The sequence below is a fragment of the Aurantivibrio plasticivorans genome (assembly GCF_055392955.1).
Genome location: NZ_AP036020.1, coordinates 1,527,153 through 1,551,928, shown reverse-complemented (window position 1 = coordinate 1,551,928; position 24,776 = coordinate 1,527,153). Strand labels below are relative to the sequence as shown.

The window sequence follows — 24,776 nt, the reverse complement described above, 5'->3', positions numbered from 1 at the left end:
ACAAATTCAATAAGATAACGGTTCATCGACTACCGCTATCTTAAAATTTATGTCTAGACCTCACTTTTTTGCGAGCATCCCACGCCTAACCGCAACACTTTGTGTGCCTATCGTCATACTTATTAGCGGAGGCTGCACACACTATCCAGATTGGACACTCGTTAAAGAAGAGGATGCAACGTCTGTATTCTTCCGCGATACGCCAAATAGCAATATTCCGAGTTTTCGAGGCGAGGTTATCATCGACGGTGACTTTCAGGACGTCATGCAGGTTTTGACAAACTTTGCTAAGTTCGATGAGTGGGTATATCAATGTGAACGGATAGAGGTAGTGGATTTCGTAAGCTACAGCGAAGCGTATTTGTATCAAGTTAACTCTCTGCCCATTATTCGCGATAGGGATATTATCGTTCACGGTACCGTAACTTACGATACGGTCAGCGCCCACACCGACACAACACATAGCACGGCTCAACAACGCGCAATCATTGCGCTAACCTCTGTACCAGAATATTGTGATACCAGCGAATCAATGAGTTGTGACGAGATTAAGCAAAGTAACTATATTAGAGTGCGACGCTCCGAAGGCATTTTCGAAGTGATTGAGTTAAGCGATAATCGCGTCAAAGTCTCGTGGCAACAATCACTAGAGCCAGGGGGCTGGATTCCCGATTGGTTGACCCGTATGATGATTAGCGATGTCCCAATAATCACTCTAAACAATTTGAAAAACCTTGTAGAACAAGTGAATTAATTTATCGTGACAATATCTTCATATCGCTACGTCGCAGGGGCCCTATTAGCTACAATCGCACTTAGTCTTTTCGGCGTAACACATAAAGCCCATTCGCAAAACGATAACAAGGATGGCTGGGAGCATGTGACTGAAGAATATAGCGTTCGCTTATATTATCGCCCTTACCCTCAATCTAAAATCCCAGAGTTTAAAGCTATCACCACAGTACAAAGCTCAATGGCCAGTATCATTGCTGTATTGTTGGACTCAGAAGCTTGCGCACTATGGGTTCATCAGTGCAAAGAATCTTTTCCACTACATATCGTCAACGATGCGGAACAAATCGTCTATCAGGTAAATGATTTACCTCTGGCCAAAGATCGAGACATCATCCTTTTAGCACGAATGGAAGTTGCTGATGATACGCACAGTGTAAAAATATTTCTAAAGGCTGCCTCGGATTACTGCAGCAAAGCGAACCCTGGTTGCGAAAAAATTGATCACAACAAATATATTCACGTTGTTGACTCCCATGGCTTTTACTTACTGGAGCAAGAATCTCAAAATCAAGTAAAAGTCACATGGCAACATTATGTTGACCCAGCGGGTAAGCTGCCCGACTGGCTTGCAAGGTCTCAATTGAAAAATTTACCACTGAAGACGCTACATCAACTACGCAATATCGTTAAAGAAGACAAATACCAAAGGACTACTCTGACATTTAGCGATGGTATAGTTCGGCTCGAGCACCAATAATATTTCATTTGTCCATAGCAAGAGCAAAAGCAAAATTATGACCCACCAGAATACATCGATTGGACAAATAGCATCACTACTACGAAGTAGCCAGTGTGCTGTGGCATTCACGGGAGCGGGCATTAGCACTGAATCCGGCATCCCAGACTTTCGCAGCCCTGGCGGGCTTTGGGACAAATACCAGCCTATTTATTTTGACGACTACATGTCATCAATTGAGATGCGTAAAGAAAGTTGGCGACGAAAAATTCAAACCGACAAAGTTATCGGCGTTGCAAAACCTAACACAGGGCATCTTTCTCTCGCTCAACTGGTCGCAGACGGTCATTTACGATCGATAATCACTCAGAACATCGATGGTTTACACCAATCGTCTGGAATCAGCGAACAGAACATTATCGAGCTGCACGGGAATAGCACCTATGCAAAGTGTCTTGATTGTCAGAAGCGCTTTGACCTCAAACCTCTTCTCGCAGCATTTGAAAAAGATGAAACCTTACCCGTGTGTGATGAATGTCGAGGGATAGTAAAAACAGGGACTATTTCTTTTGGACAACCAATGCCGGAAGAGGAAATGGAGCGGGCATATGTGATGACCGAAGCAGCAGATGTTTTTATAGTACTCGGGTCATCATTGAGTGTGTATCCTGCTGCCGCATTTCCAGAAAATGCAGCTAGACGTGGGGCAAAGTTAATTATTATCAATCGCGACCCTACCCCTCTAGACCCGATAGCAGATATCGTGATCCATGCCAGCATCGGTGAAACACTATCCAAAGTGTGCCACGCGATGGCCATTTAGAGCTGGACTCGACTCGTCAAAACTAGGCGCTAAGTAGGTGACGACATCATACTTTGTCAGTCGATAATGGCCTGGGTAGCGAGCACCTGCATATCAGATCGAATATTTAGATGGTCGTAGGGCCGCACTTGAGTTAATACCATACCAAACAGATCTTCCTGCGGGTCGTTCCACCAATGTGTGCAAAACATACCACCCCACGAATAGCTACCCTCTGAGGCTATCGCGTGGGTTTTACCCCGATCTAACACAACCCCAAAACCTAAGCCGAACCCATAACCAGGGCCGCTCAACCAAATGAGCTTGTTGCCAGTGTGATTGGTACGCATTAACTCCAGTGTTTTGCGCGATACAATGCGTGTTTCTCCGTTGCTACCATTGCGACGCAACATATCGGCAAAGCGAAAATAATCAGCTGCTGTTGACACCAGACCGCCAGAGCCAACATAAAACTCGCTGTCGGCACTGGCATAAAAGCTTTCCGCTGTATCGGGATCTTCTAGCTCGATAGTAAGATCTTTTGTAGGTTTATAGGAGGCAGAAAAACGCGATAGCTTGTGATGAGGAAGGAAAAAATGCGTATCTTCCATACCGAGTGGCTGCAAAATACGTGTTTCAACAAAATCTTTTAACGACATGCCCGACAATACTTCTACCAACCGCCCTACAACACAAGTGGCTCGCGAATAATCCCACTCGGTTCCCGGCTCATACACTAGCGGAACTTGCGCAAGACGGGTAACAAAATCGTCGATGGTGCCACTGCGATCAAATGGTCGACCGATATCTTTAAGTAGCTTATAACTTGCTCCGTTACATCGTGGATTGTACTCGTTTGCGAATCCCGCCGTGTGAGTCAAAATATGACGCACATTGATCTCACGTTGCGCTGGTCGAAGGCGATAGCCTCCTTGGCCATCATCTTCCATAACCTGCATATCCTTAAACGCAGGCAAGAAACGACTTATCGGGTCATGTAATTGAAATTTTCCTTCTTCAAACAACATCATTAACGCCAAAGAGACAATCGGCTTGGTCATTGATGCGATACGAAATACAGTATCCTTTCCCATTGCCTCCTGAGTGTCGATATTTTTCAAGCCTTGGCTATCAAAATAAACCACCTTCCCATGGCGGGCAACCATCGTTACCGCACCAGGTATCAATTGTTTATCAATGTAGCGTTGAATAGCAGGTGCAATATGCGCAAGCCTCTCACCACTCATTCCGACGGATTCAGGGTTAGCAAAAGGCAGATTGTCGATAGGACTATTCATAGCGATGCATCTCTCTTTTTTATTCTGATGGTGTAACCATTTTTAGTGGTTCGGCGTACCCGCTGCAATACGGTCCATTAACGCAAACATAACGCCTGAGAAAACAAAGGTCATATGAATAATCACTTTCCACATAACGATATTTTCATTGCCTTCTCCAAGCTCTTTCATCTCGACGAAAGTCTTCAGCAGCTCAATAGCAGAGATAGCAACGATGGCACCAATGACTTTTAGCTTTAGACCACTAAAATCGACTTTGCCCATCCAGCTGGGCTTATCTTCATGTTCGTCAACATGAATTTTTGACACAAAAATTTCATAGCCACTAAAAATAATCATGAGCAACAAGCTGCCTACCAGGCACATGTCAACCAACGTCAGTATTTTTATAACGACGAGGCCATGATCAAGAGGAATAACATCAGTAACTAAATGGACGAGTTCTTGGCAAAACTTGACCAATAAAATGACGATGCTCAAGACAAGGCCAAGGTAAAACGGGGCTAGCAGCCAGCGGCTATTAAAAATAGTCGATTCAAGAAACTTCTCTAGGGGCTTTGACATGTTTACTCCTCTAACGCAATGCAAACCCAAATTAACGCGCCACATAGTATCAGAGACGGGCGAATAGCCCAATACAGATAATGGCGCATCAATAATCAATCAACCTTGAGTTATAGATTATGATCACGCACACTTTGCCCAAGCTACTGACTACAGGGATCGGTTTCATGAATGGAATAAGCTGTAATCGCTTTCATCACTCTTTTCGCCTTTTTTCTCAAGCACCCAAACGAATTACTAAATACATAGTTAAACCTATAAACGCTCACTTAATACTCTGTATATCGTTCGCCTTCTGCTCACAAGTCTTCGCGGACAAGCCACTCACACTACCCGCAAGTGCGGGGCAGATTCTTCTCTCCACTTCCGAAGATTCAACGCTTGGAACACTACCAAACGGTATCGGTGTTCAACTTGGGACAACAATACCTTCGACTGTAGTCCACGATCACTTAGGTGTAGCAACCGACATTACAACGCTATCAGCCGACCAAGTACTCATGGTTGTTTTCTATCGTGGCGGTTGGTGTCCCTACTGCAACTTACAAATTCGACAAATGGTCGACAACTATTCTCGTTTTCAAGATCGAGGGATGTTACCGGTTTTCATCAGCGTTGACAAACCCGATGCGGCAGCCCTCGCCCAGAAAAGCTATGAGATACCTTTCCCGGTGCTATCTGATCCACTGTTAGTGGCCCACAAGGCCTTTAATGTGATCTTGGAGCAAAGTGAAGAGATAGTCTCACGTTACAAAGAGTATGGTATAGACCTCGAAGTTTGGTCCGGGCAAACACATGGCAACATCGCTGTATCCTCAGTTTTTTTACTCGATAAAACAGCCACCGTGCAATGGGCTCATGCTTCTATTGATTATAAAACTCGCCCCAGCGTCAATCAGCTCATACACGTTATTGATCAGTTAATACCAACATCATAAGAATAGTAAAACGTCAATTGATCCGTCAGAAGGAGTCCGACGCATGTACGTTCGTGAAGCTCAGAAAAAAGATGAAGAACAGGTCAAACAACTGGTTTCATCCGCACTTAGTGAATACGGTTTAAAAGCAGAGCTAACATCAACGGATAGAGACTTGAATAATCTCGAGGCTCATTACACAAAAAATGGCGGATACTTTGGCGTCGTTACTGAAGATAACGAGGTTGTGGCAACGATCGGAATCTTTAGAATTAACGATAAAACCTGCGAACTCCGAAAGCTGTATACGGCCCCCAACCAACGCGGAAAAGGTTTGGGTAAAGCATTATTAGATTTTGCAATGAATCTCGCACGAAAGCGGGGATTCAAACGAATTACACTGGAAACCACCACCACTTCGAACGAAGCCATTGGGCTCTACAAGGGTTCCGGTTTTAAAGAGTTTCAGCCTCCTCAATTCACAGCACAATGCGATCGAGCTTTTGAATGTGAATTGTAAGCCACTTTTCAATTAGTCTATTGAAAAGCTGAACCATAACAAACTCACGGCGAATAAACGCCACTTAGGCCTTTCCATCCATGATAATGATCCCTCGTGCGAGAATATCATTCATCACTCCTCAGCGTTGACCTTTAACTAACTTAGCTCTACAGTTGGGCGTCATTTTTATCGCCAGCCACTAGCTGCTCTGCGACCGATCAGTTGTAACCAGAACTCACTGGTATCGACTATATTAATTCAAGATGTAGGAAGTGATTATGAGTTTACCCCCAATCCTTACCGAGCGTTTAGCCATCCCGATGATCTGCTCTCCACTGTTTATCATCTCCAACCCCGATTTGGTTATTGCACAATGTAAAGCTGGCGTTGTGGGTTCATTTCCAGCACTGAACGCGCGCCCGGCCGAGGAATTGGAAAAGTGGCTCATTAAAATTACAGAAGAACTTGATCGCCACAATCAAGAGAACCCCGATAGTCCCGCCGCACCGTTTGCGGTAAACCAAATAGTTCACGCGTCGAACGACCGCCTAGAACACGACCTGGAGCTTTGCGTAAAATATAAAGTTCCCATCGTTATCACGTCCTTAGGAGCCCGCCCGGAGGTAAACCAAGCAGTCCAGTCATACGGCGGTATCACATTACATGACATCATCAACAATAGGTTTGCAAAGAAAGCCATCGAAAAAGGGGCTTCAGGTCTAATTGCAGTTGCTGCTGGGGCCGGTGGCCACGCGGGTGTTATTTCTCCGTTTGCACTGGTACAAGAAATTCGTGAGTGGTACGACGGGCCACTAATCCTATCCGGCTCTATTGGTCGCGGTGACTCTATCCTCGCAGCGCAAGCAATGGGTGCGGATATGGGCTACGTCGGATCCGCTTTCATCGCCACCAAAGAAGCCAATGCGGTTGATGACTATAAGAATATGATCACTTCAAGTAGCGCGGACGATATTATCTATAGCAATCTATTCACCGGCGTCCATGGAAATTACCTCAAACCGTCCATCGAGCGCGCGGGCTTAGACCCCGACAACCTCCCTGTCAGCGACCCGAGTAAAATGAACTTTGGGTCAACACGTACCAAAGCGTGGAAAGACATTTGGGGCTCTGGCCAAGGCATCGGCGCGGTAAAGGATGTTCTGCCCGCTGGAAAACTGGTAGAACGATTTAAGCGTGAGTACTTTGCCGCACGCGATCGGCTTTGCAAAACACCTTCGTAGTCAAACTGTATACGTCCCCGCCTAGCCGTCATTCACAGCCCCGAGGGACACTCAAACCACCGGGGCTCCCTCACCACCTAGATACTGTATTGATATTCACTTTCTCATCTGGCTATAATCGCCGCTCACTTCAACGCAACAGTCAATCGCTTTGAGCATTGCAATGAGAAAATTTTTGCCGTCTTCGTACCGCTGGATTTTCCTGGCTAGCGCGCTGCTATTCGCGCAGATCTCGCTAGCCACGCACGTGCACATTGATGAAGCCCCCCAAGTTTCCCACGACTGCGCAGTGTGCCAAGTACACTCTATCCTTGACCACGCGGATACCGTCAGGTATTCCGTTCTCGCAATCTCTATCAACCTCCCGTCTTTTGCGCAATATAGCGCTGCAGAGACAATTAGCACTACGCTTTTTAGCCAACCGGCTCGTGGCCCGCCTACATTTCTTCGCGCTTAACCGTTACATCCAAAATTACAGTATCGCTCGGTCGCTCTGATTCCGTGGCGATTTTTATGCATGCGAGGAAGTTATGTCGACATATTCTATGTCCAAGATTTTATTTACCACGCTCGTGACAACGAGTGCGGCCAGCGTTAACGCGCAACACGAACATTCTGATCACCTTGAAGAAATTATCGTAACCAGCTCTCAGAACAAAAGCAGAGCGGAAACAGCTCTACCAGTCACCATCTTGAGCGGCGAATCATTACGAAAGTCCGCCAGCAGTACCATTGGCGACACAATTAAATCCGAACCGGGTGTCAACAGCTCAACCTTCGGTACTGGCGTGGGCCAGCCGATCATTCGTGGCCTCGCCGGAAACCGAGTGAGCGTGCTGGAAAACAGTCTCAGCACCCTCGACGCCAGCGGTGCCAGCCCCGACCACGCCAGTGCCGTCGAGCCATTAATTGCTGAACGCATCGAAATTGTTAAAGGCCCCGCAACGTTGCTTTACGGTAACAACGCCATTGGTGGTGTTGTGAATGTTATCGACTCACGCATTCCAGGCGAGCGCATTGAGTCGTTAACAGGTGCCGTCGAGGTTAGGGGAACGAGTGTCGATGACGGCAGCGCAGTCGTCGGTAAACTGCAAGGCGGCAAAGGTCAATTTGCTTGGCACCTCGATGGTATGCAACGCAGCAGCGATGACATGGATGTCCCTGGTGATGCGATTGCAGAAGGCGCGCTCGATGATGACGAGTTTGAAGAACAAAATACTAACGGCTTTCTCGCCAACTCCGACACCGAAGCTGATAGTTATACCATTGGCGGATCGTGGATTGGGGAAGACACTGTCATCGGTTTTTCGTTCAATGAATCCAACAATGAATATGGCCTACCTCCTGGAGCTCATGCTCACGAACATGAAGAACACGAGGAGGAGGAAGAAGAGGAAGGCGAAGAGCATCACGAAGAAGAAGGTGAATTTGTTCGCATTGACCTTGAACAACGACGTACCGACTTTAAATTACAACACCGCTTGAATGATACCTTCAATAACCTAACGCTTTTGGTTCGCAAAAGTGATTACCAGCACATCGAACTTGAAGGTGTCGAAGAAGGTACACGTTTCATCAACGACGGTATCGAAACACGCTTCACAGCTAACCACGCTTTTTCTGGCGATTGGAATGGTATCTGGGGAATTGAGTACAAAAACAGTGAGTTCAGCGCTGTTGGAGAAGAAGCCTTTATTCCAGCGACCGATGTCGAGTCCTATGGTATTTTTGCCTTAGAGACGATCAACTTTGACACGACTATCGTTGAATTTGGACTGCGTGCCGATCACTTTGCATTATCGCCGCAGGCTAGCTCTGCCTGTAGTGCATCGGATACCAGCGTTAGCGCCAGTGCATCAATCATCGCGCCCTTAACGGACGACATTAAATGGCTGGTTGGGTTTAGCCATGCACAACGCGCTGGCTCAATTGAAGAACGCTACTCGAATATTGACCCTGTAACCTGTATGCGTTTGGAAAATCCCGTAGAACATTTGGCTACCGCGCGCATCGAGTTTGGTGATGCCGACCTCGGCAACGAATCATCTAACAATATTGAGTTAGGACTATTAAAAACGATTGGTGTGTGGCAGTTCGAGGTTAACGCCTTTTACAACCAATTCGATGACTACATTTACTTAGAGGACATCGGCACAGCAGACGAGCTGCTCATCTCTGATGAGGAGATTATCGTCAGTGAATACAAGCAAGCAGACGCGGACTTCTATGGCTTTGAAGGCCAAGCAACCGCTCCGCTCTTCGATCATGGCGACCACCACCTCGATATCACTCTGCTAGCAGACTGGGTGTATGCTGAGCTGGATAATGGCGAATATGTTTCGCGCTTACCACCTGCGAGCGTCGGTTTAACCTTCGACTACATTTTTTCCAACTGGTCGATGCAGTTAAGCAGCCGCTGGCACAGCGAACAGGATAAGCTAGCAGTCAACGAAACCAAAACTGATGGCTACACCTTGGTTGATCTCTCAATGGATTACCACCTTCCAGTTGGTTCAAGCGAGCTGCTCTTATTCTTCGCAGCTAACAACTTAACCGACGAAGAAGTTCGAGATCACACCTCATTCTTAAAAGACTTCGCACCCGGCCCAGGTCGTGGTTACAGCCTAGGCGCCAGACTGAGCTTCTAATTATGTAATTGGCCCTAAGTGTGAGAAGATGCGCGCTTGTTTTTAGCGCGCATCTTACTCCATGCTTGATATCACTCCCTGGTTCATCGCTCTTCTATTAGGTACAGGCCTCATCGCCGGTGTGATCAACACGCTAGCCGGTGGCGGCTCAAACCTGACCCTCCCTGCCCTTATGATCATGGGGCTTCCTGCCGACATCGCCAACGCCACCAACCGTGTCGGTGTTTTTTTGCAGTGTTTAGTGGGCGTCAAGTCATTTGCCAATCATGGTGCACTTGACCATAGCGACGTACCCGCGATGTCAGTCCCTATTTTATTGGGTTCAGGTTTGGGGGCGCTCGCAGCGTCTTACTTTCCGCCCAGTTATTTAAAGCCCGTCTTATTAATTACTATGCTGGTAATGGCGGGAATTATTTTGTTACGCCCGTCTGTTGTCATCCCAGAAGAAGACGAGCAAGCTAAAAAATTGAAAGGCAATAAAAAAGCTTGGGTAACGCTCTTTATTTCAGGTGTGTACGGTGGCTTCGTGCAGGCCGGTGTCGGGTTTATTTTGATTGCGGCCCTCGCAGGTAGTCTGCGTTACGATTTATTGCGCACCAATGCATTAAAGATGTTGTTTACCATGATCCTCACCTCACTGGCACTGCTCGTGTTTATCGTGCGGGGGCAAGTCGAGTGGGTACCGGGGTTAGTTTTAGCTGTCGGCACTATGGCAGGCGCTAGGCTTGGCGTTAAATTCGCTCTAAAAGTCAGCGCAAAAACCATGAAATGGTTTTTGTTTACCATGACACTGTTCGCCAGCGCTGCAGCCATGTGGTTATGATGTGCAAAGCTTGTGACAGCTGCTAGGTTCACTTCTTAAAATGTCCCCATGTCTACATTAACGGCATTAGGAATATTTTATGCCCTTTGAAGAATTTATTACCCAACATGAGACCGTTATTCGTCTAAGCGCTTTTATTAGCATTTTCGCGATTATGGCAAGCCTAGAACTGATTAAACCTTGTCGACAATTATCGGTTTCTAAGTCACAGCGCTGGATTGCCAATCTCGGTATTACGGTATTAAACACGCTGGTTTTACGCTTAGTGTTTCCTATTGCAGCGACCAGTATGGCATTGTGGAGTGCCAACAAGGGTTGGGGGCTGTTCAATATCCTCGAGCTACCCACCTTGGTTGAGGTCGCGTTAGCCATCATCGTTTTGGACTGCGTAATTTATTGGCAACATGTGATCTTCCATTACGTTCCATTCTTTTGGGCGTTCCATCGAATGCACCATGCAGACCTTGATTACGACGTCACGACCGGTGCACGTTTTCACCCAATCGAAATCGTATTATCGATGTCTATTAAACTAGTCACCATTCTGCTGCTCGGACCGAGTGTCGCAGCAGTGGTGCTATTCGAAGTCATCCTCAATGGCTGCGCCATGTTCAATCATTCCAATATCTCACTGCCCGCCAAGTTGGATCGAGTATTACGCCTATTTTTGGTTACACCCGATATGCATCGAGTACACCACTCTGTCATTGAGAAAGAAACCAACAGTAATTTTGGCTTTAGTTTGCCATGGTGGGACAGATTATTCGGCACCTATACCCCTTACCCCCAGCACGGGAATCTCGGCATGACGATTGGGTTAAATGAGTACCGTGATCACCAAGAAGCCGATAAACTTAGAGGCATGCTGCTAATCCCTTTCAAGTAGCGCCGAATACCCATAAAAAATGCCGCATAGAGCGGCATTTTTTATGATTCATCGCTGGTACAAGCACTTAATAAAGAACCACTGAGCGAATACTTTCGCCTTTGTGCATTAAATCAAATGCGTTGTTGATGTCATCCAATGGCATGGTGTGAGTAATTAATTCATCAATGGCAATTTTGCCATCCATGAACCAGTCAACAATGGTTGGCACATCCGTCCGACCCCGAGCTCCACCAAAAGCCGAGCCGCGCCAGACTCGCCCAGTAACTAATTGGAAAGGACGAGTAGAAATTTCTTGGCCCGCACCCGCAACACCAATAATAATGCTTTCACCCCACCCTTTGTGCGCGCATTCGAGCGCACTGCGCATGGTATTCACGTTACCAATACACTCAAAGCTATAATCAGCTCCACCATGGGTAATATCAACCAATGCCTCTACGACATCGTCAACCTCAGTAGGGTTGATAAAATCAGTCATACCAAATGACTTAGCTAACTCGACTTTACTAGGATTAATATCGACACCAACGATTTGCTTCGCTCCCACCAATCGAGCGCCCTGAATAACATTGAGGCCAATTCCACCCAGACCGAACACAACCACGCGAGAACCGGGTTCCACCTTCGCATCAAACACCACCGCACCAACGCCAGTGGTGACACCACAACCGATATAACAGACTTTATCGAGAGGTGCATCTTCACCAATTTTCGCTACCGCAATTTCCGGCAACACGGTGTAGTTCGAAAAGGTAGAGCACCCCATATAGTGCAAGATCGGCTTTCCTTCGAACGAAAAGCGACTAGTACCATCAGGCATCAAGCCTTGACCTTGAGTCGTGCGGATCGATTGGCACAAGTTGGTTTTAGGGTGAAGACAATACTCGCACTCGCGGCATTCAGGTGTGTATAAAGGGATAACGGTATCACCTGGTTTTAAAGACTTTACCCCAGGGCCCACATCCACTACTACACCAGCGCCTTCGTGGCCCAAAATCGCAGGAAAAGCGCCTTCTGGGTCATCACCGCTGAGGGTAAACGCATCAGTATGACACACCCCCGTCGCTTTCAATTCGATGAGTACTTCGCCAGCTTTGGGGCCTTCTAAATCTACATCGACAACTTCGAGCGGTTTGCCCGCGCCAAACGCAACGGCAGCACGTGTTTTCATGAATCAATCTCCGTATCCCATTTTTCTAGGGATTCTCTAATTAAAAAAGATACTTCGCGTGAAAGCGAAGATGCTCTTCAATGAAGGTCGCGATAAAATAGTAACTGTGATCGTAACCCGCCTGCAAACGTACCGTGAAATTTTCTCGGGATTCTATTGTGCGAACTAAATTATCTGTTAATAACTGTTCGGTGAGAAAATCATCGGCATCCCCCTGATCAATTAAAGTGGGGAGCATCCAATCGCGATCTCTTTGCAGCAATTCCACCGTATCGTAATTCGACCAGGAATTTCTATCCGCGCCTAAATAGGCTGCAAATGCTTTTTGCCCCCAAGGACATTGAATCGGATTTACAATCGGTGCAAAAGCAGACACGGAACGATAGCGGTCGGCGTTTTTCAATGCGATGGTCAAAGCTCCGTGACCACCCATCGAGTGGCCGGAAATTGATCGAGCCGTGGTAACGGGCAACTCTGCCTCAACTAAGGCAGGCAGCTCATGCACGACGTAATCATACATCACGTAATGTTTTGCCCATGGCTCTTCGGTCGCATTAAGATAAAACCCTGCACCTTGGCCGAGGTCATAGCCCTCATCATTAGCAACCTCATCTCCGCGGGGGCTGGTGTCAGGCATGATCAATACAATACCCAGCTCTGCAGCTATCCGCTGCGCACCGGCTTTTTGACTAAAGTTTTCGTCGTTACAGGTTAGACCTGATAACCAATAGAGCACAGGAGCCGGGTTTTCTTTTGAAACCCCCGGAGGGACGTAGGCGGCAAAAGTCATGGGCGTATTCGTGCTTTCAGCATCATGCTCATAGCGACTGTGTTCGCCCGAGAACAACCGTTGCTTAGACAATAACTTCATAGCTCTCCCTCCACGGTTAATATTAAGCGATGTATGAACAGCAATAGTCAGTAACACTCAAGACTTTGATATCAAAACTGGCGTTTGCAGGTACCTCAAACGTGTCACCACCCTGATACGCTGTAAAGTCTGTTTCACCGGGTAGTTTCACTTGCACGTCACCAGCAAGTAATTCCATTATCTCTTTTTCTTCTGTGCCAAAAGTGTATTCACCGGGATTCAAAATCCCCAACGTTTTGCGCTCTCCGTTTGGAAACAAAATAGTTCGACTAGTGACCTTACCATCAAAATACAGGTTCGCTGCTTTAACAATGGTGACATTTTCAAATTGACTCATACTAAAACTCTCACATTCAATAATAGACCCGGCAGCAAAATTGCCTGCTGACGCGGCGCGCAGTGTAGCATACCCAACGCACTCTTTTTTGTTTCGATACTGAAGCCGCTAAAGTCCGTCGCATGTAGGAAATATCCTACAAACATTGCGGACATGGCGGACAGACTTATATGTGTAAATCTCATACCATAGTCTTATTGACGATTTAGACGTCAGTATCATTTAATGACAACTTCCAAACCCAACTGGTTTTTACATCATTTACGGGTGTAGCGAAGGAGAGATTGCTATGGAGGCAGATGTGTTATCCAACCGCGAAAAAGAAACCGGGCCAATTCCCAAGAGACACCAACGTCTCTATAAACAAGGGAATCGCTGGTATATTGCTACTCGCGAAGCACCTATAGGGCCGTTCACTGAAGTTAGAGAAGCCATCAAAGTCTCTCGAGATTACGTTGAGTACCTACGGCATGCACCTTCCTTAGAGGATGTCATTCGAGCGGGATAAGACCTGCTCGATTCGCCGCTCTTGCATCCTTCTGTTCGGGGCGCCCCTTTCTCGAGATTTTCGCTCATTTCTCATCAATCGTTACTCACAATATCACCACAGCAATTCAGTAAAACCATTCGGTCTTTACATTCCCCCCAGAAGCATATGGTCACGTTGCTGAGAATCTAGTATTTTACACCTCCCATAGCCAGCAGCTGACTAAGCATTAGTTGACCTTGCAACAACATAAACACATAGATCGGCAAACCCTTAGCTACAACAATTGCCAGCAGTCGAGTAGATTCCATGTCGCAAAACACGCTTCTCAATGAAAGAGATATTGAATTTTTACTATATGAAGTTCTAAACACACAGGCGCTATTTAAGCGGCCCCGCTACAGCGAGCACACAAGAGAAATATTTGCCGCGACACTAGAGACCGCTCGCACCATCGCAGAGAAATACTTTGCCAACCATTACGCAAAAGGTGACGCCGAAGAACCTAGCTTTGATGGAACGAATGTTCACTTGATCCCGGAAACGAAAGAAGCTTGGACGCATTTTGCCGATGCGGGGTTTCTCGCCGCTCACTACGATTTCGATGAAGGTGGCATGCAGTTACCCGAAATTATCTTGCGTTGTGCCATGGCCTACATTGATGCCGCCAATATCGCGTCAGCGGCCTACCCATTTCTCACCATTGGATCGGCCAACTTAATTCACACATTTGGTAGCACCGAACAAAAAGCGCAGTTTTTACCCCACATGCAAAGCGGCCGATTCGCTGGCACTATGGCGTTAACCGAACCCAATCAAGGATCGGCGCTCGCGGACATCACTACCTATGCTGTACCCAACGACGATGGCAGCTACCGAATCTTCGGCCAGAAGATGTATATCTCAGGCGGGGACCAGTCGATTACCGACAACATCGTCCACATGGTACTCGCGAAAATTAAAGGTGCCCCTCCCGGCGCGAAGGGGATCTCGTTGTTTATTTGCCCGAAATATCTCGTTGATAATGAAGGCAACCTCGGTGAGCGCAACGATGTCGCACTGGCTGGGCTACTGCATAAAATGGGCAACCGTAATACCACGTCGACGGTTTTAAAATTTGGCGAAAATGGTGGCGCTACCGGGTATTTGGTGGGGAAACCTCATCACGGCCTAAACTACATGTTTCAAATGATGAATGAGGCACGCATTGGTGTTGGTCTCGGCGCATCAGTCCTGGGTTATCAAGGTTTCAATTATTCACTCGCTTATGCTCGTGAACGCCTTCAAGGGCGCAAACCTTCGAATAAGGACCCGCTCTCCAAACAAATCCCGTTAATTGAACACAGTGATGTACGCCGACTGCTGCTCGCACAAAAAGCCTACGCGGAAGGTGCATTAGCCATGTGCCTATTTGGTAGCTCGCTATTTGAGGACTCTCGCACAGCAGAAACAGAACAACAACGAAGCGAAGCCGCATTGTTACTGGACCTTGTTACCCCTATGGTTAAGTCTTGGACATCGACCTACGGCATGAAAGCCAATGAATATGCGATACAAGTCTTGGGAGGAGCCGGTTATACGCGAGAATACCCTGTAGAACAGTACTATCGAGACAACCGCCTCAATCCTATTCATGAAGGCGCTGAAGCCATCCACGGCCTCGATATTTTGGGGCGTAAAATAACAATGAAAAACGGCGCGGCATTGAATCTCTTTATTGATCGCGTCGAAGAGGACGTGAACCAAGCTGAGCGACTCGAGCAATGTTCACCTCTTGCAGGCCCTATTCGAAAAGCCCTATCCCTGCTTCACGACGTCAGCACCACACTGACTCAAAAGCTCGCGGAGGATCCTGACCTAGCCCTAGCAAACGCGACTCTATATCTAGATTTCTTTGGCAGAATCTTTGCCAGCTGGATCTGGTTGCAACAAGCCATTGCCGCAAGCAAGGGCTTAACCACCTCGCCACATGATGACAACTTCTATCAAGGAAAACTGAAAGCGGCTCAGTACTATATCGAGTGGGAGTTACCCTACACAGAAGTTCAGGCCAAGACGCTTACTGAATTCAACGATATTCCGCACACCATGCAAGACGAATGGTTTTAATGGCAAGGCCGTTGATTAATGGCCTTTTACACCTTAAAACAGCCAAACAGCGCGACTACATCACCGTTCAGGCAAGATTCAGATAACGCAGGTCATACTGGATGCATCCTTAAATAAAATCAAAAAGGTTGCACCATGAAATCAATCACGACCTTCGGCCTTGCTTTCATCACGCTACTCATTGTCGGCTGCAATACTGAATCATCCCGCGACACGGTGATCATCATCGAAGAGGACTCGCCGCCCCCGCGCTTGGATGCCTTTCACCTAGTAGATAGCTACGGGGTTAGCAGTGAGGAGTCGCCCAACAGTGATTTAGTCCTAAACCCCTATTTATATAATGGCGAATTTGAAGTTTTTTGGGATGTGACCAGTGAGCGCGATTATGCGGTTGAAATTAGACTAAATGATCAGCCCACCTACGAGAACAGCCGACTGATTAGCACAGATTATTGTGGGACTGCCCTTGAATGTGAATCGACGGGTCTGCAATTTTGCAACTACTATTCTGATTTTAGTATGAGCTGTGATCCTCCTAACACAATCAATCCAGGCCAATACGTTACTTTTTTTGAAGACTGGGTTTATCAACTTCCCCAGCAGCTCTATATGCTAGTTGATGTGTGTGATACGGAAAGTAATTATTGCGAGTATAGTGTGCGTGAAATATTAGTTGAATAACTTCACTTCAACACTAGATCTAACTGTCCAACCAGGCGATTACATCGGCAACAACCTGTTGCCGATTGGTTTCATTTAACATTTCATGGCGACCGCCCTGGTAATAAAGCGTATCAACCTGTGATATACCAACCTGTTTATAGCGCTTGTAGAGTGTTACTAAGAACGCTAGCTGCCCGGTGACAGGATCATCGCTTCCAGCTAGCAGCAATACAGGCAAATTGGTGGGTATCTTTTTTAGATTATTTAAATCCGCAAGCGTTGCGGCCTGGGCAATTAATCCCATGATACTTTCCGTCGTTAACTCAAAACCACATAGCGGGTCAGAGACATAACGATCGACCTGCTCTTCGTCACGGCTTAACCATTCATAGCCGGTTCGATGAGTAAAAGCTCGATTATGAATATTGAGCCCCGAATCTGAAGACTTACTTCGAGCCTTGGCTAAAGCCGCAAACAATTCATCGGTAGCCGCTGAACCTGACAATACAACCCGATCAAGCAATTCCGCATCCGATAGCAAAAACTGTTGCGTCGCAAAAGACCCCATGCTGTGCCCAAACAACACAGTATCTAGCCCGCTAAACTGAGACTTTGCAAACCTGACCACTTGAGCCAGATCCTTAACTAACGCATCCCAACCGGCTTTACCAAAGTCACCCAGGCCGTTTGGGCCAGGCGAAGCGCCGTGGCCACGATGATCATGAGCGACCACCATGTACCCTGCCTCATTGAGCGCTCTTGCAAATGTTACATAGCGCTTGGCGTGCTCGGCCATACCATGGGCGATAACCACTAAGCCGCGAGGGGTATCAGCTTGCTGAGCTTTCCATAGATAGCCTGTTAGAGGAAGGCCATCGACTTCAGAGTCTAGAGTAAAGGTTTGGTCGGTCATTAGGGTTCTCTACAAACATTGTTAAAAGCATTAGGGTCATTATTCGATATAAAACCCGTAGTGTATTCTATCAAATGATTGTTTTGGGTATGGCTATTCCGCCCCAAAACCCACCTATCTGAACATACAAGAGTCTTGTCATAGATCGCTTAAAAAACCCGCTGATAAATTACTATACTTTCAGTCAGTCACTTGCGGCCAGCGCGTAAATACTGCATACGAGACGTTCTTTTTTGATTTTATCAGGTCTTGCTTAGCGATTCGTAATCTATGGGTATTCATTCACCATACACAAAAAAATATCGGCACGCCGAACATCGCGCGAAATATTACCTGCGTATCTCTATCAGATACTGCCTCACGCTATGTTTATATTTAGCATCGAGCACTGCACTTCCCCACTACGCCAGCCAAGCGCTCAATCAAAACAACGCACACTTACTAAAAATCTCAAGTGGTGTCATAGCGATTGAAAGAAAAGATTTATTGTTTTCGCGGTATTCGGCCTCTGGCAATACGCTACAACTAAGCTCTCCCCGGGGGGATGAGCTACAGGTGTTTGCATTAACAGCCCAAGAAGCTGACTCACTTGAGAAAGCTATTAATATTCATCAGAAGCACAAGACCCATTATGGCGCCACCCTAGACGTCAATATTGCAGAACCCATTAATTTTGAATTCGGTTACATTGGCGAACGTAAAAATATATTAAACAGAGCTATCGATAAAAATACCAACCTCAGTGATACCAGTAGTTGGAACATGTCGATAAAATCAGTTTGGTTGAACAAGAGTTTACGTACTCACTGGGAGTACGCTGAGTCTTCGGGCACGCTAAGGCAACCAGACTTAACAGAAAACAAAACCGGCAATGCGCTGCATGCAAGGCTACAACTATCTTCCGATGGCGACCTGGGTAGAGGTTGGTTAGATTTCTGGACGAGTAACGTCGTCTATCGACGAGTCAATCCAAATTACTACACACCAGGCAACCATAAACTGGCGACGGGAAAAGAACTTACTCAAGTTGCGTTTGAAAGCGGCTTAAATAACATTGATATGCGGCTTAGCTGGCAGGAAGAACAGGAGATCGAACCAGTGAATTCACTCCAACTTACGCCGGTAACAGAACGGACTAGCCTGCAGTTTAAATACGACCTATCACGTAGCACACTGCCCTCTCCCTTACTCCATTTGCTCGATACCCCCACGCTAAGCGCCCGATATATTCGCAGAGAAAAGGCAGACAACAAAAAGCTTCTCAACCTATATGGACAAGCCAAACAGCAACTTGCCTATGAATCCGGGGTTAACCTGGCATTTGGTATTGATCAGTGGCATTGGAGCCTAGATTATCAGATCTTGGAAAAGCGAGCACAAACCGTCACTGCAAACGAAACCTGGCACAACGATCTTTCGATAAAAAAACACTTACAACGGCGCTCTCAATTGCAGCTCAGTTGGGTCCCGAGTTCACATATCGCCTTGAAGTTAAAAGCCCAAAAGCAGTATCAAAACGAAGTCTATTCATCCAACGACAAGCACCATCACCTTTATCGAGTAGAAGCATCAGTTGATATGATTCCGGATGTTATTAGCTTCAAGATGAAATACGACTATAAAGCGGAAGAAAAAAACCAGACACGGCAAACCAACCATACATCCCATAAAGGCAATGCCAAACTATCCTGGCATTCAGTCGATGAATACGGCCATCGACCATCGGTCGACATCTATTTAAAGAGCTCTTTTGATTATCAACAAAGCTCAACGAAAAGCCTACCAAGTAAACAGTGGTCTGCGTATTTGGGTGTGGAACTCTATTGGCCTCATTCACTCTAGCAATAATCTTTATTCAGCGGGTTGGATTCAGTGATCACTATGGGTCGCCCTTACCACCGAGACTTTTTTCAATTCTATCGAGCTGCGTTTGCATTTTTGAGATTTGGTCCGCCATTTCATGTCGCTCTTGATGCGCCTGTTCAGCCGTTTCCTTATTATGCTCTTCAGTCATCACCTCAAGAATGGTACCGACCATCATATTAAGGAAGATAAATGCCGTCAGAAAAATAAAGGAAAGGTAAAACAACCAGCTCAAGGGGTGGACAGCCATCGTTTCATACATGACATCCGTCCAATCTTCAAAAGTTGCCACCCTAAACAATGTCAGCATAGCGATCGACACATCGCCCCATAATGCTGGATTGATCTTGCTGAAAAAAAGCGAACCCACCGCTGCATAAATATAGAAGATAATGAACATCAACAGCGCGATGTACCCCATACGCGGTATGGCTTTTAATAGCGCATTAATTAGTGAACGCAACTCTGGTACGACTGAGACCAAACGTAACACACGAAAAACCCGCAACAAACGCCCGATCAACACTGTTTGTGAATTCTCCAGTGGCACTAAGCTACCTATCACGATGATCGTATCGAAGAGATTCCAACCATTTAAGAAAAACCGCTTCTTATCTTCTGCGACAATAAACCGCAAAATAATCTCGACTAAAAAGAAGTAGGTAATCCCCATATCCATTAGTGATAACAAGGACTCAGCCATGGGCGGCAACTGGTATGTCTTGGCGCCAATGGAAATTGCCGACAATACAATGATAAAAATCACGGCGCTCTGAAAAAGCTTGCTTTGCTCAATGGCGTGCAAGACCGTAGCCGCCGACCGGGTGGATGCCAGACCTCTATTAGAATCACTCATAATTCACTCACTGGTATTTCTTTAAGACAAAAAAATAGCCGGATATTGATACCCAGCTACTTAAATCAATAAGATAGATTTTAGGTTTACCCTCAAAGGATGGCAACTACCCTGCTAGAACGTACCGCTATTCACCCACATATGTACCACAATGCTAGCAACGTAGCCGAGGGCGATCACTGGCGTCCATTTTAGATGGCTGAAAAACGTGTAGTAACCACGAGCCTGCCCCATCAGCGCAACACCCGCAGCGGAACCAACGGAGAGCAAGCTTCCCCCCACTCCAGCTGTTAAAGTGACCAATAACCACTGACCTAAGCTCATATCTGGATGCATGGTTAATACTGCAAACATCACAGGGATGTTATCGACAATCGCCGACAAGATGCCGACTGCGACGTTGGCATAAGTTGGATTCCATTGGTTGTACATCACATCTGACGCCAAACTCAAGTAACCTAAAAACCCTAGCCCACCAACGCACATCACAACGCCGTAGAAAAAGAATAACGTGTCCCACTCAGCACGCTGAATGTGGCTAAATATATTAAATTCAGTAACGTGATTGAGACTTTCTAGCTGCTCGGGGTCATTTTTGTAGAGTTCACGCTTACGACTCAAGGAAGCAGGTAAGGACTTCTTGAGGAAATAACCAAAGAACTTTAGATACGCCAAACCAGTCATCATGCCAAAAACAGGGGGCAAATGAAGCAGCGTATGGCAAAGAACCGCCGTAATAATTGTTAGCAAAAATAAGCCCACCATGCGCTTGGCACCACGCTTAAGCTCTACACCTTTATCTCCTTCATCTATTGCAGGTTTACCTTCACCTAATGCAAAACTCATGATTACAGCGGGAACGACAAAATTCACCACAGAAGGCACGAATAGTTTAAAGAATTCCAGAAAGTGAACATGCTCTTCCTGCCACACCATCAACGTGGTGATATCGCCGAAAGGGCTAAACGCTCCACCGGCGTTGGCAGCAACAACAATATTGATACATGCGATACCGACAAACCGAGCGTTTGTGCCACCGACGGCCAACACCACCGCGCACATCACTAAAGCCGTAGTGAGGTTGTCGGCGATGGGTGAAATAAAGAATGCCAGGATACCGGTCGCCCAAAATAACTGGCGATAGCCCATACCCCGACTGACCAGCCAATAACGTAACCAATCAAACAACCGACGCTCTTCTAGCGCAGAGATATAGGTCATAGCGACCAACAAAAACAACAATAGCTCAGCATATTCGAGCAGGTTGTGCCGTAAGGCTTCCTCAACAATCGGAGGGTAACCCTGGCTGGCATAAAAGGCGGCAATTAAAATCCAGATTATTCCGGCAGCCAACAGCACTGGCTTAGATTTACGCAGATGCAGATACTCCTCACCAATCACTAGAATATAAGCAATGATGAAGACTGCAAGACAGACAAAGCCTAGTGTAGAAGACGTTAGATCAACCGGGGTGAAACCTTGAGCGGATTCGGTCGAAGCGAAAACAGGCAAAGAAAATGAAGCAAGGAGAGCAACAAGTAATGTGTAAAAGCGCATAGGAGGGATTCTGTGTTTGAACGAGCGGAGGTTTGACGCCGCGCATTCTACTCCTGTGCTATTACCACTACAATTTTAAGGGACTTAAAACTGATACATTTTTTAACCATTAATTTGACTGATCAGCACAAAAAACAGCCAATAATTATTCAAAACTCAAATACCTGTCCGGGACACCATGCACCCCAGACAGGGATAACTTCCTTCAAGGTTTAACTATCGGTATTGACGATATCAAAAGTGCTCAAATCTCATCGCAACCAATTCACCACCTCCAATACACAAACTCGCGACGCCTTTTTTGAGATCGCGGAGATTTACTTACCCGAAATTTTACCGCCTGTGGCCGAAACCATTAGTTCGATAATTTTTTCAGTAACGCTTGGCTCCAAGCCCTCCGTGTGGCCCTTGTCGATACGAACAACATCTGCCACTACCTTTCCGTCTTTGCAATTGGGGTAGTTAAACACATCTGCCGTGCCCGGACGCGCCGCCATACCCCACACTTTGTAACCTTTGCGGCCAGAATCTTCTACCCACCCCGCTTTTGTATCAACGATCTCACTTTTTTCGCGAGCATCACAAGAATACTTTTCAGCCCAAGGGGAAGTTTCCGGCAACTCGGCAATTTCATGCTCGCCAATAGCAAAAATATGGGAGAAGTCGCAGGCGGGGAGTTGTGTATCCGATAGTGAACGCGGTTCACGCGCTGGCGGTGGGTTGCCATCAGCATCTGGCGGGCCAAACCTGGGCACAAAATCTGCGCGACCAATGCGACCACCTGATAAACTCAAGAAACCATCCACTTTATCTGCAAAAAAATCATTGCAGACAACACGAAAGGAAGTCATTCCACCTTGGCTATGCCCTGCTAGCCAAAATGATTTGATTCTCTCCTCACCCAAAGCGGCAACCACTTGATTAACAATATTTTGCAAGTGTTCATCATCCTTACTAGGAGACCACATACGGATGTTAACATCACCCCGGGTTACACCGCCCTCGCCTGTTGGTGTCGCTACCACCAAGCGGTATTTTTCTTTGTAGTCCATCGCGGGAAAATAGTGGCGTTGCCAGTTTCCAATCGAGCCACCTCCGTGCAAATTCAAAATAAAGACAACGCTTTCATCATCCTTAAGATCGCAAGGATAATCGAGAAAGTATTGGCGACCCGTTTGTTCATCCGTGATATTGCCACGCATGGCGAGTTTACTCCCGCATTCACCCGAGGCGCAGTGCATCGGTGGTGGAGATTCACAGGCGATGCCTAGCAATCCACCTTCAGCAAAAGTAAATTGAGCACACACAGTGAGAGCCAAATAACTGGCACACTTTAGCAAGCGATCCATATCCCCTCCAGAAATCGATTAAAAACAGCAGAACATTATTCTTCTTGGATTTTTAATGTCACGTTCGTGGGTTGTTCTTTATGCTTCACACGTAAAGCTCCAACCCACTAACCACTACGGACACGTTATTGTTTTATTTTTATAATCTAAAACCGCTCAAACGCCATCGCTACCGCTTCACCACCACCAATACACAAACTGGCCACACCTTTTTTGACATCGTATTCTTGCATGGCGGACAACAGCGTTACCGAAATACGAGCACCGGACGCACCGATGGGATGACCCAATGCACAGGCACCGCCGTGAACGTTGACTTTATCGTGTGGTAGATCCAGTTCTTTCATGGCAGCCATGGTGACAACAGCAAAGGCTTCGTTAATTTCAAACAAATCAACATCGCCCGCTTTCCAACCGGTTTTATCGAATAGTTTTTGCATCGCGCCGACCGGTGCCGTAGTGAACCATTCAGGTTGATGCGAATGACTGGCGTGGCCCACAATTTTTGCAATGGGTGTTAGGCCACGTTTTTCCGCTTCCGATAATCGCATCATCACCGTGGCGGCGGCGCCATCGGAAATAGAACTGGCATTGGCTGCGGTGACTGTGCCGTCTTTGACAAATGCAGGGCGCAATTGCGGGATTTTGTCGAGACGTGCTTTGCCTGGTTGCTCATCTATGGCAATAGTGACATCGCCCTTTCGACCTTTGACCACATACTCAGAAATCTCATTAGAAAACGATCCATCTTCTGTTGCCTGCTGAGCGCGTTTTAATGAAGTGATCGCAAAGTCATCTTGTTGTTCACGGTTAAAGCCATATTTGCTCACGGTGTTTTCTGCATAGACACCCATTGGTGTGCCTTTTTCGTAAGCATCTTCTAAGCCATCGAGCATCATGTGATCGTATATAGTATCAGCGCCCATTCGGTAACCGCTTCGCGCTTTCTTTAATAAGTACGGTGCATCAGTCATACATTCCATACCACCGGCAACCGCGACAGTGTTATTACCCAAAACCAATCCATCATGCGCAAGCATCATCGCTTTCATGCCCGAGCCACATAGCTTATTTAGAGTGGCACACTGGACGCTTTGCGGTAAGCCCGCGCCCAAAGCCGCTTGGCGGGCCGGAGCTTGCCCCTGCCCTGCCTGTAGTACGCAGCCCATAATGGCTTCGTCAATTTGGTCTCCAGCTAATCCCGCACGACTTACTGCGGCTGCAATGGCATTAGCGCCCAACGCAACGGCTCCCACCCCAGCATAATCGCCTTGAAAACCACCCATTGGGGTCCGTGCCATGCTTACTACTACGATTGGATCGTTTGCGGGGGAAATGGTCATTTTTACATCTCTCGTTTAGTTATCTGAGTTAGAAGAATAAAGCGTGAATTAAACACCATCGCGCGAAGCGTGTCTGCCTTTTGCATTAATTTGCAACACTCT

General features: G+C 46.7%; 23 protein-coding genes. 13 read left to right on the top strand and 10 right to left on the bottom strand.

Features of this window, described 5'->3' with window-relative positions:
- The first annotated feature begins 49 nt into the window (after nt 1–49).
- From ACZ5NB_RS06900 to ACZ5NB_RS06890, 3 genes are read left to right on the top strand one after another with little or no spacing between them, the layout of a single operon-like run.
- Nucleotides 50–754: an START domain-containing protein gene (locus ACZ5NB_RS06900; RefSeq protein WP_460232297.1), complete on the top strand. Its 705-nt coding sequence runs from the start codon at nt 50–52 to the stop codon at nt 752–754.
- Between the two features lie 6 nt (nt 755–760).
- A complete protein-coding gene (locus ACZ5NB_RS06895; RefSeq protein ID WP_460232296.1) occupies nt 761–1,492 on the top strand; it encodes an START domain-containing protein in 732 nt (243 codons plus the stop codon).
- Nucleotides 1,493–1,529: 37 nt separating this feature from the next.
- Nucleotides 1,530–2,294, top strand: coding sequence for an SIR2 family NAD-dependent protein deacylase (locus ACZ5NB_RS06890; protein ID WP_460232295.1), 765 nt, complete (start codon nt 1,530–1,532; stop codon nt 2,292–2,294).
- 56 nt (nt 2,295–2,350) lie between these two features.
- Here ACZ5NB_RS06890 and ACZ5NB_RS06885 read toward each other — a convergent pair whose 3' ends face one another.
- Both ACZ5NB_RS06885 and ACZ5NB_RS06880 read right to left on the bottom strand, forming a co-directional pair.
- Nucleotides 2,351–3,571, bottom strand: a complete 1,221-nt coding sequence (locus ACZ5NB_RS06885) for a serine hydrolase domain-containing protein (RefSeq protein WP_460232294.1) — start codon at nt 3,569–3,571, stop codon at nt 2,351–2,353.
- 42 nt (nt 3,572–3,613) lie between these two features.
- Nucleotides 3,614–4,135: a TIGR00645 family protein gene (locus ACZ5NB_RS06880; RefSeq protein ID WP_460232293.1), complete on the bottom strand. Its 522-nt coding sequence runs from the start codon at nt 4,133–4,135 to the stop codon at nt 3,614–3,616.
- 167 nt (nt 4,136–4,302) lie between these two features.
- On the opposite strand from ACZ5NB_RS06880, the gene ACZ5NB_RS06875 reads away from it, so the two are divergent.
- From ACZ5NB_RS06875 to ACZ5NB_RS06850, 6 genes are all read left to right on the top strand, one after another.
- Nucleotides 4,303–5,073 carry a redoxin domain-containing protein gene (locus ACZ5NB_RS06875; protein WP_460232292.1) on the top strand — a complete coding sequence of 257 codons (771 nt, stop codon included), beginning with the start codon at nt 4,303–4,305 and terminating at the stop codon, nt 5,071–5,073.
- Nucleotides 5,074–5,116: 43 nt separating this feature from the next.
- Nucleotides 5,117–5,572 carry a GNAT family N-acetyltransferase gene (locus tag ACZ5NB_RS06870; RefSeq protein WP_460232291.1) on the top strand — a complete coding sequence of 152 codons (456 nt, stop codon included), beginning with the start codon at nt 5,117–5,119 and terminating at the stop codon, nt 5,570–5,572.
- Between the two features lie 260 nt (nt 5,573–5,832).
- Complete coding sequence (locus ACZ5NB_RS06865; RefSeq protein WP_460232290.1) at nt 5,833–6,795, top strand: NAD(P)H-dependent flavin oxidoreductase; 963 nt, start codon at nt 5,833–5,835, stop codon at nt 6,793–6,795.
- 545 nt (nt 6,796–7,340) lie between these two features.
- A complete protein-coding gene (locus tag ACZ5NB_RS06860; protein WP_460232289.1) occupies nt 7,341–9,443 on the top strand; it encodes a TonB-dependent receptor in 2,103 nt (700 codons plus the stop codon).
- A gap of 61 nt (nt 9,444–9,504) precedes the next feature.
- Nucleotides 9,505–10,266 carry a sulfite exporter TauE/SafE family protein gene (locus tag ACZ5NB_RS06855; RefSeq protein ID WP_460232288.1) on the top strand — a complete coding sequence of 254 codons (762 nt, stop codon included), beginning with the start codon at nt 9,505–9,507 and terminating at the stop codon, nt 10,264–10,266.
- 79 nt (nt 10,267–10,345) lie between these two features.
- Nucleotides 10,346–11,152 carry a sterol desaturase family protein gene (locus ACZ5NB_RS06850; protein WP_460232287.1) on the top strand — a complete coding sequence of 269 codons (807 nt, stop codon included), beginning with the start codon at nt 10,346–10,348 and terminating at the stop codon, nt 11,150–11,152.
- A gap of 67 nt (nt 11,153–11,219) precedes the next feature.
- On the opposite strand, the gene ACZ5NB_RS06845 is transcribed toward ACZ5NB_RS06850, so the two are convergent.
- The 3 genes from ACZ5NB_RS06845 to ppnP are packed head-to-tail and all read right to left on the bottom strand — an operon-like array spanning nt 11,220 to nt 13,534.
- Entirely contained in the window at nt 11,220–12,326 is a 1,107-nt protein-coding gene (locus ACZ5NB_RS06845; protein WP_460232286.1) for an S-(hydroxymethyl)glutathione dehydrogenase/class III alcohol dehydrogenase, read from the bottom strand.
- Nucleotides 12,327–12,366: 40 nt separating this feature from the next.
- Nucleotides 12,367–13,197 (bottom strand): S-formylglutathione hydrolase, encoded by an 831-nt coding sequence (gene fghA / locus ACZ5NB_RS06840; protein WP_460232285.1) that lies wholly within the window; start codon nt 13,195–13,197, stop codon nt 12,367–12,369.
- 22 nt (nt 13,198–13,219) lie between these two features.
- Nucleotides 13,220–13,534, bottom strand: a complete 315-nt coding sequence (gene ppnP, locus ACZ5NB_RS06835; protein WP_460232284.1) for a pyrimidine/purine nucleoside phosphorylase — start codon at nt 13,532–13,534, stop codon at nt 13,220–13,222.
- 289 nt (nt 13,535–13,823) lie between these two features.
- Here ppnP and ACZ5NB_RS06830 point away from each other — a divergent pair, with 289 nt between their 5' ends.
- The 3 genes from ACZ5NB_RS06830 (at nt 13,824) to ACZ5NB_RS06820 (ending at nt 16,811) form a co-directional block, all read left to right on the top strand.
- Nucleotides 13,824–14,042: a DUF6316 family protein gene (locus ACZ5NB_RS06830; RefSeq protein WP_460232283.1), complete on the top strand. Its 219-nt coding sequence runs from the start codon at nt 13,824–13,826 to the stop codon at nt 14,040–14,042.
- Between the two features lie 288 nt (nt 14,043–14,330).
- Nucleotides 14,331–16,130, top strand: coding sequence for an acyl-CoA dehydrogenase (locus ACZ5NB_RS06825; protein ID WP_460232282.1), 1,800 nt, complete (start codon nt 14,331–14,333; stop codon nt 16,128–16,130).
- Between the two features lie 135 nt (nt 16,131–16,265).
- Entirely contained in the window at nt 16,266–16,811 is a 546-nt protein-coding gene (locus ACZ5NB_RS06820) for a hypothetical protein (protein WP_460232281.1), read from the top strand.
- Nucleotides 16,812–16,830: 19 nt separating this feature from the next.
- Here ACZ5NB_RS06820 and ACZ5NB_RS06815 read toward each other — a convergent pair whose 3' ends face one another.
- Entirely contained in the window at nt 16,831–17,706 is an 876-nt protein-coding gene (locus ACZ5NB_RS06815; RefSeq protein WP_460232280.1) for an alpha/beta fold hydrolase, read from the bottom strand.
- Between the two features lie 270 nt (nt 17,707–17,976).
- On the opposite strand from ACZ5NB_RS06815, the gene ACZ5NB_RS06810 reads away from it, so the two are divergent.
- Nucleotides 17,977–19,548 (top strand): hypothetical protein, encoded by a 1,572-nt coding sequence (locus ACZ5NB_RS06810; protein WP_460232279.1) that lies wholly within the window; start codon nt 17,977–17,979, stop codon nt 19,546–19,548.
- Between the two features lie 37 nt (nt 19,549–19,585).
- Here ACZ5NB_RS06810 and ACZ5NB_RS06805 read toward each other — a convergent pair whose 3' ends face one another.
- The 4 genes from ACZ5NB_RS06805 to ACZ5NB_RS06790 all read right to left on the bottom strand — a co-directional run bounded on the left by ACZ5NB_RS06805 (nt 19,586) and on the right by ACZ5NB_RS06790 (nt 24,674).
- A complete protein-coding gene (locus ACZ5NB_RS06805; protein WP_460232278.1) occupies nt 19,586–20,425 on the bottom strand; it encodes an ion transporter in 840 nt (279 codons plus the stop codon).
- 114 nt (nt 20,426–20,539) lie between these two features.
- Entirely contained in the window at nt 20,540–21,982 is a 1,443-nt protein-coding gene (gene nhaD, locus ACZ5NB_RS06800; protein ID WP_460232277.1) for a sodium:proton antiporter NhaD, read from the bottom strand.
- 317 nt (nt 21,983–22,299) lie between these two features.
- A complete protein-coding gene (locus ACZ5NB_RS06795; RefSeq protein ID WP_460232276.1) occupies nt 22,300–23,331 on the bottom strand; it encodes a hypothetical protein in 1,032 nt (343 codons plus the stop codon).
- 146 nt (nt 23,332–23,477) lie between these two features.
- A complete protein-coding gene (locus ACZ5NB_RS06790) occupies nt 23,478–24,674 on the bottom strand; it encodes an acetyl-CoA C-acyltransferase (RefSeq protein ID WP_460232275.1) in 1,197 nt (398 codons plus the stop codon).
- Nucleotides 24,675–24,776 lie beyond the last annotated feature (102 nt).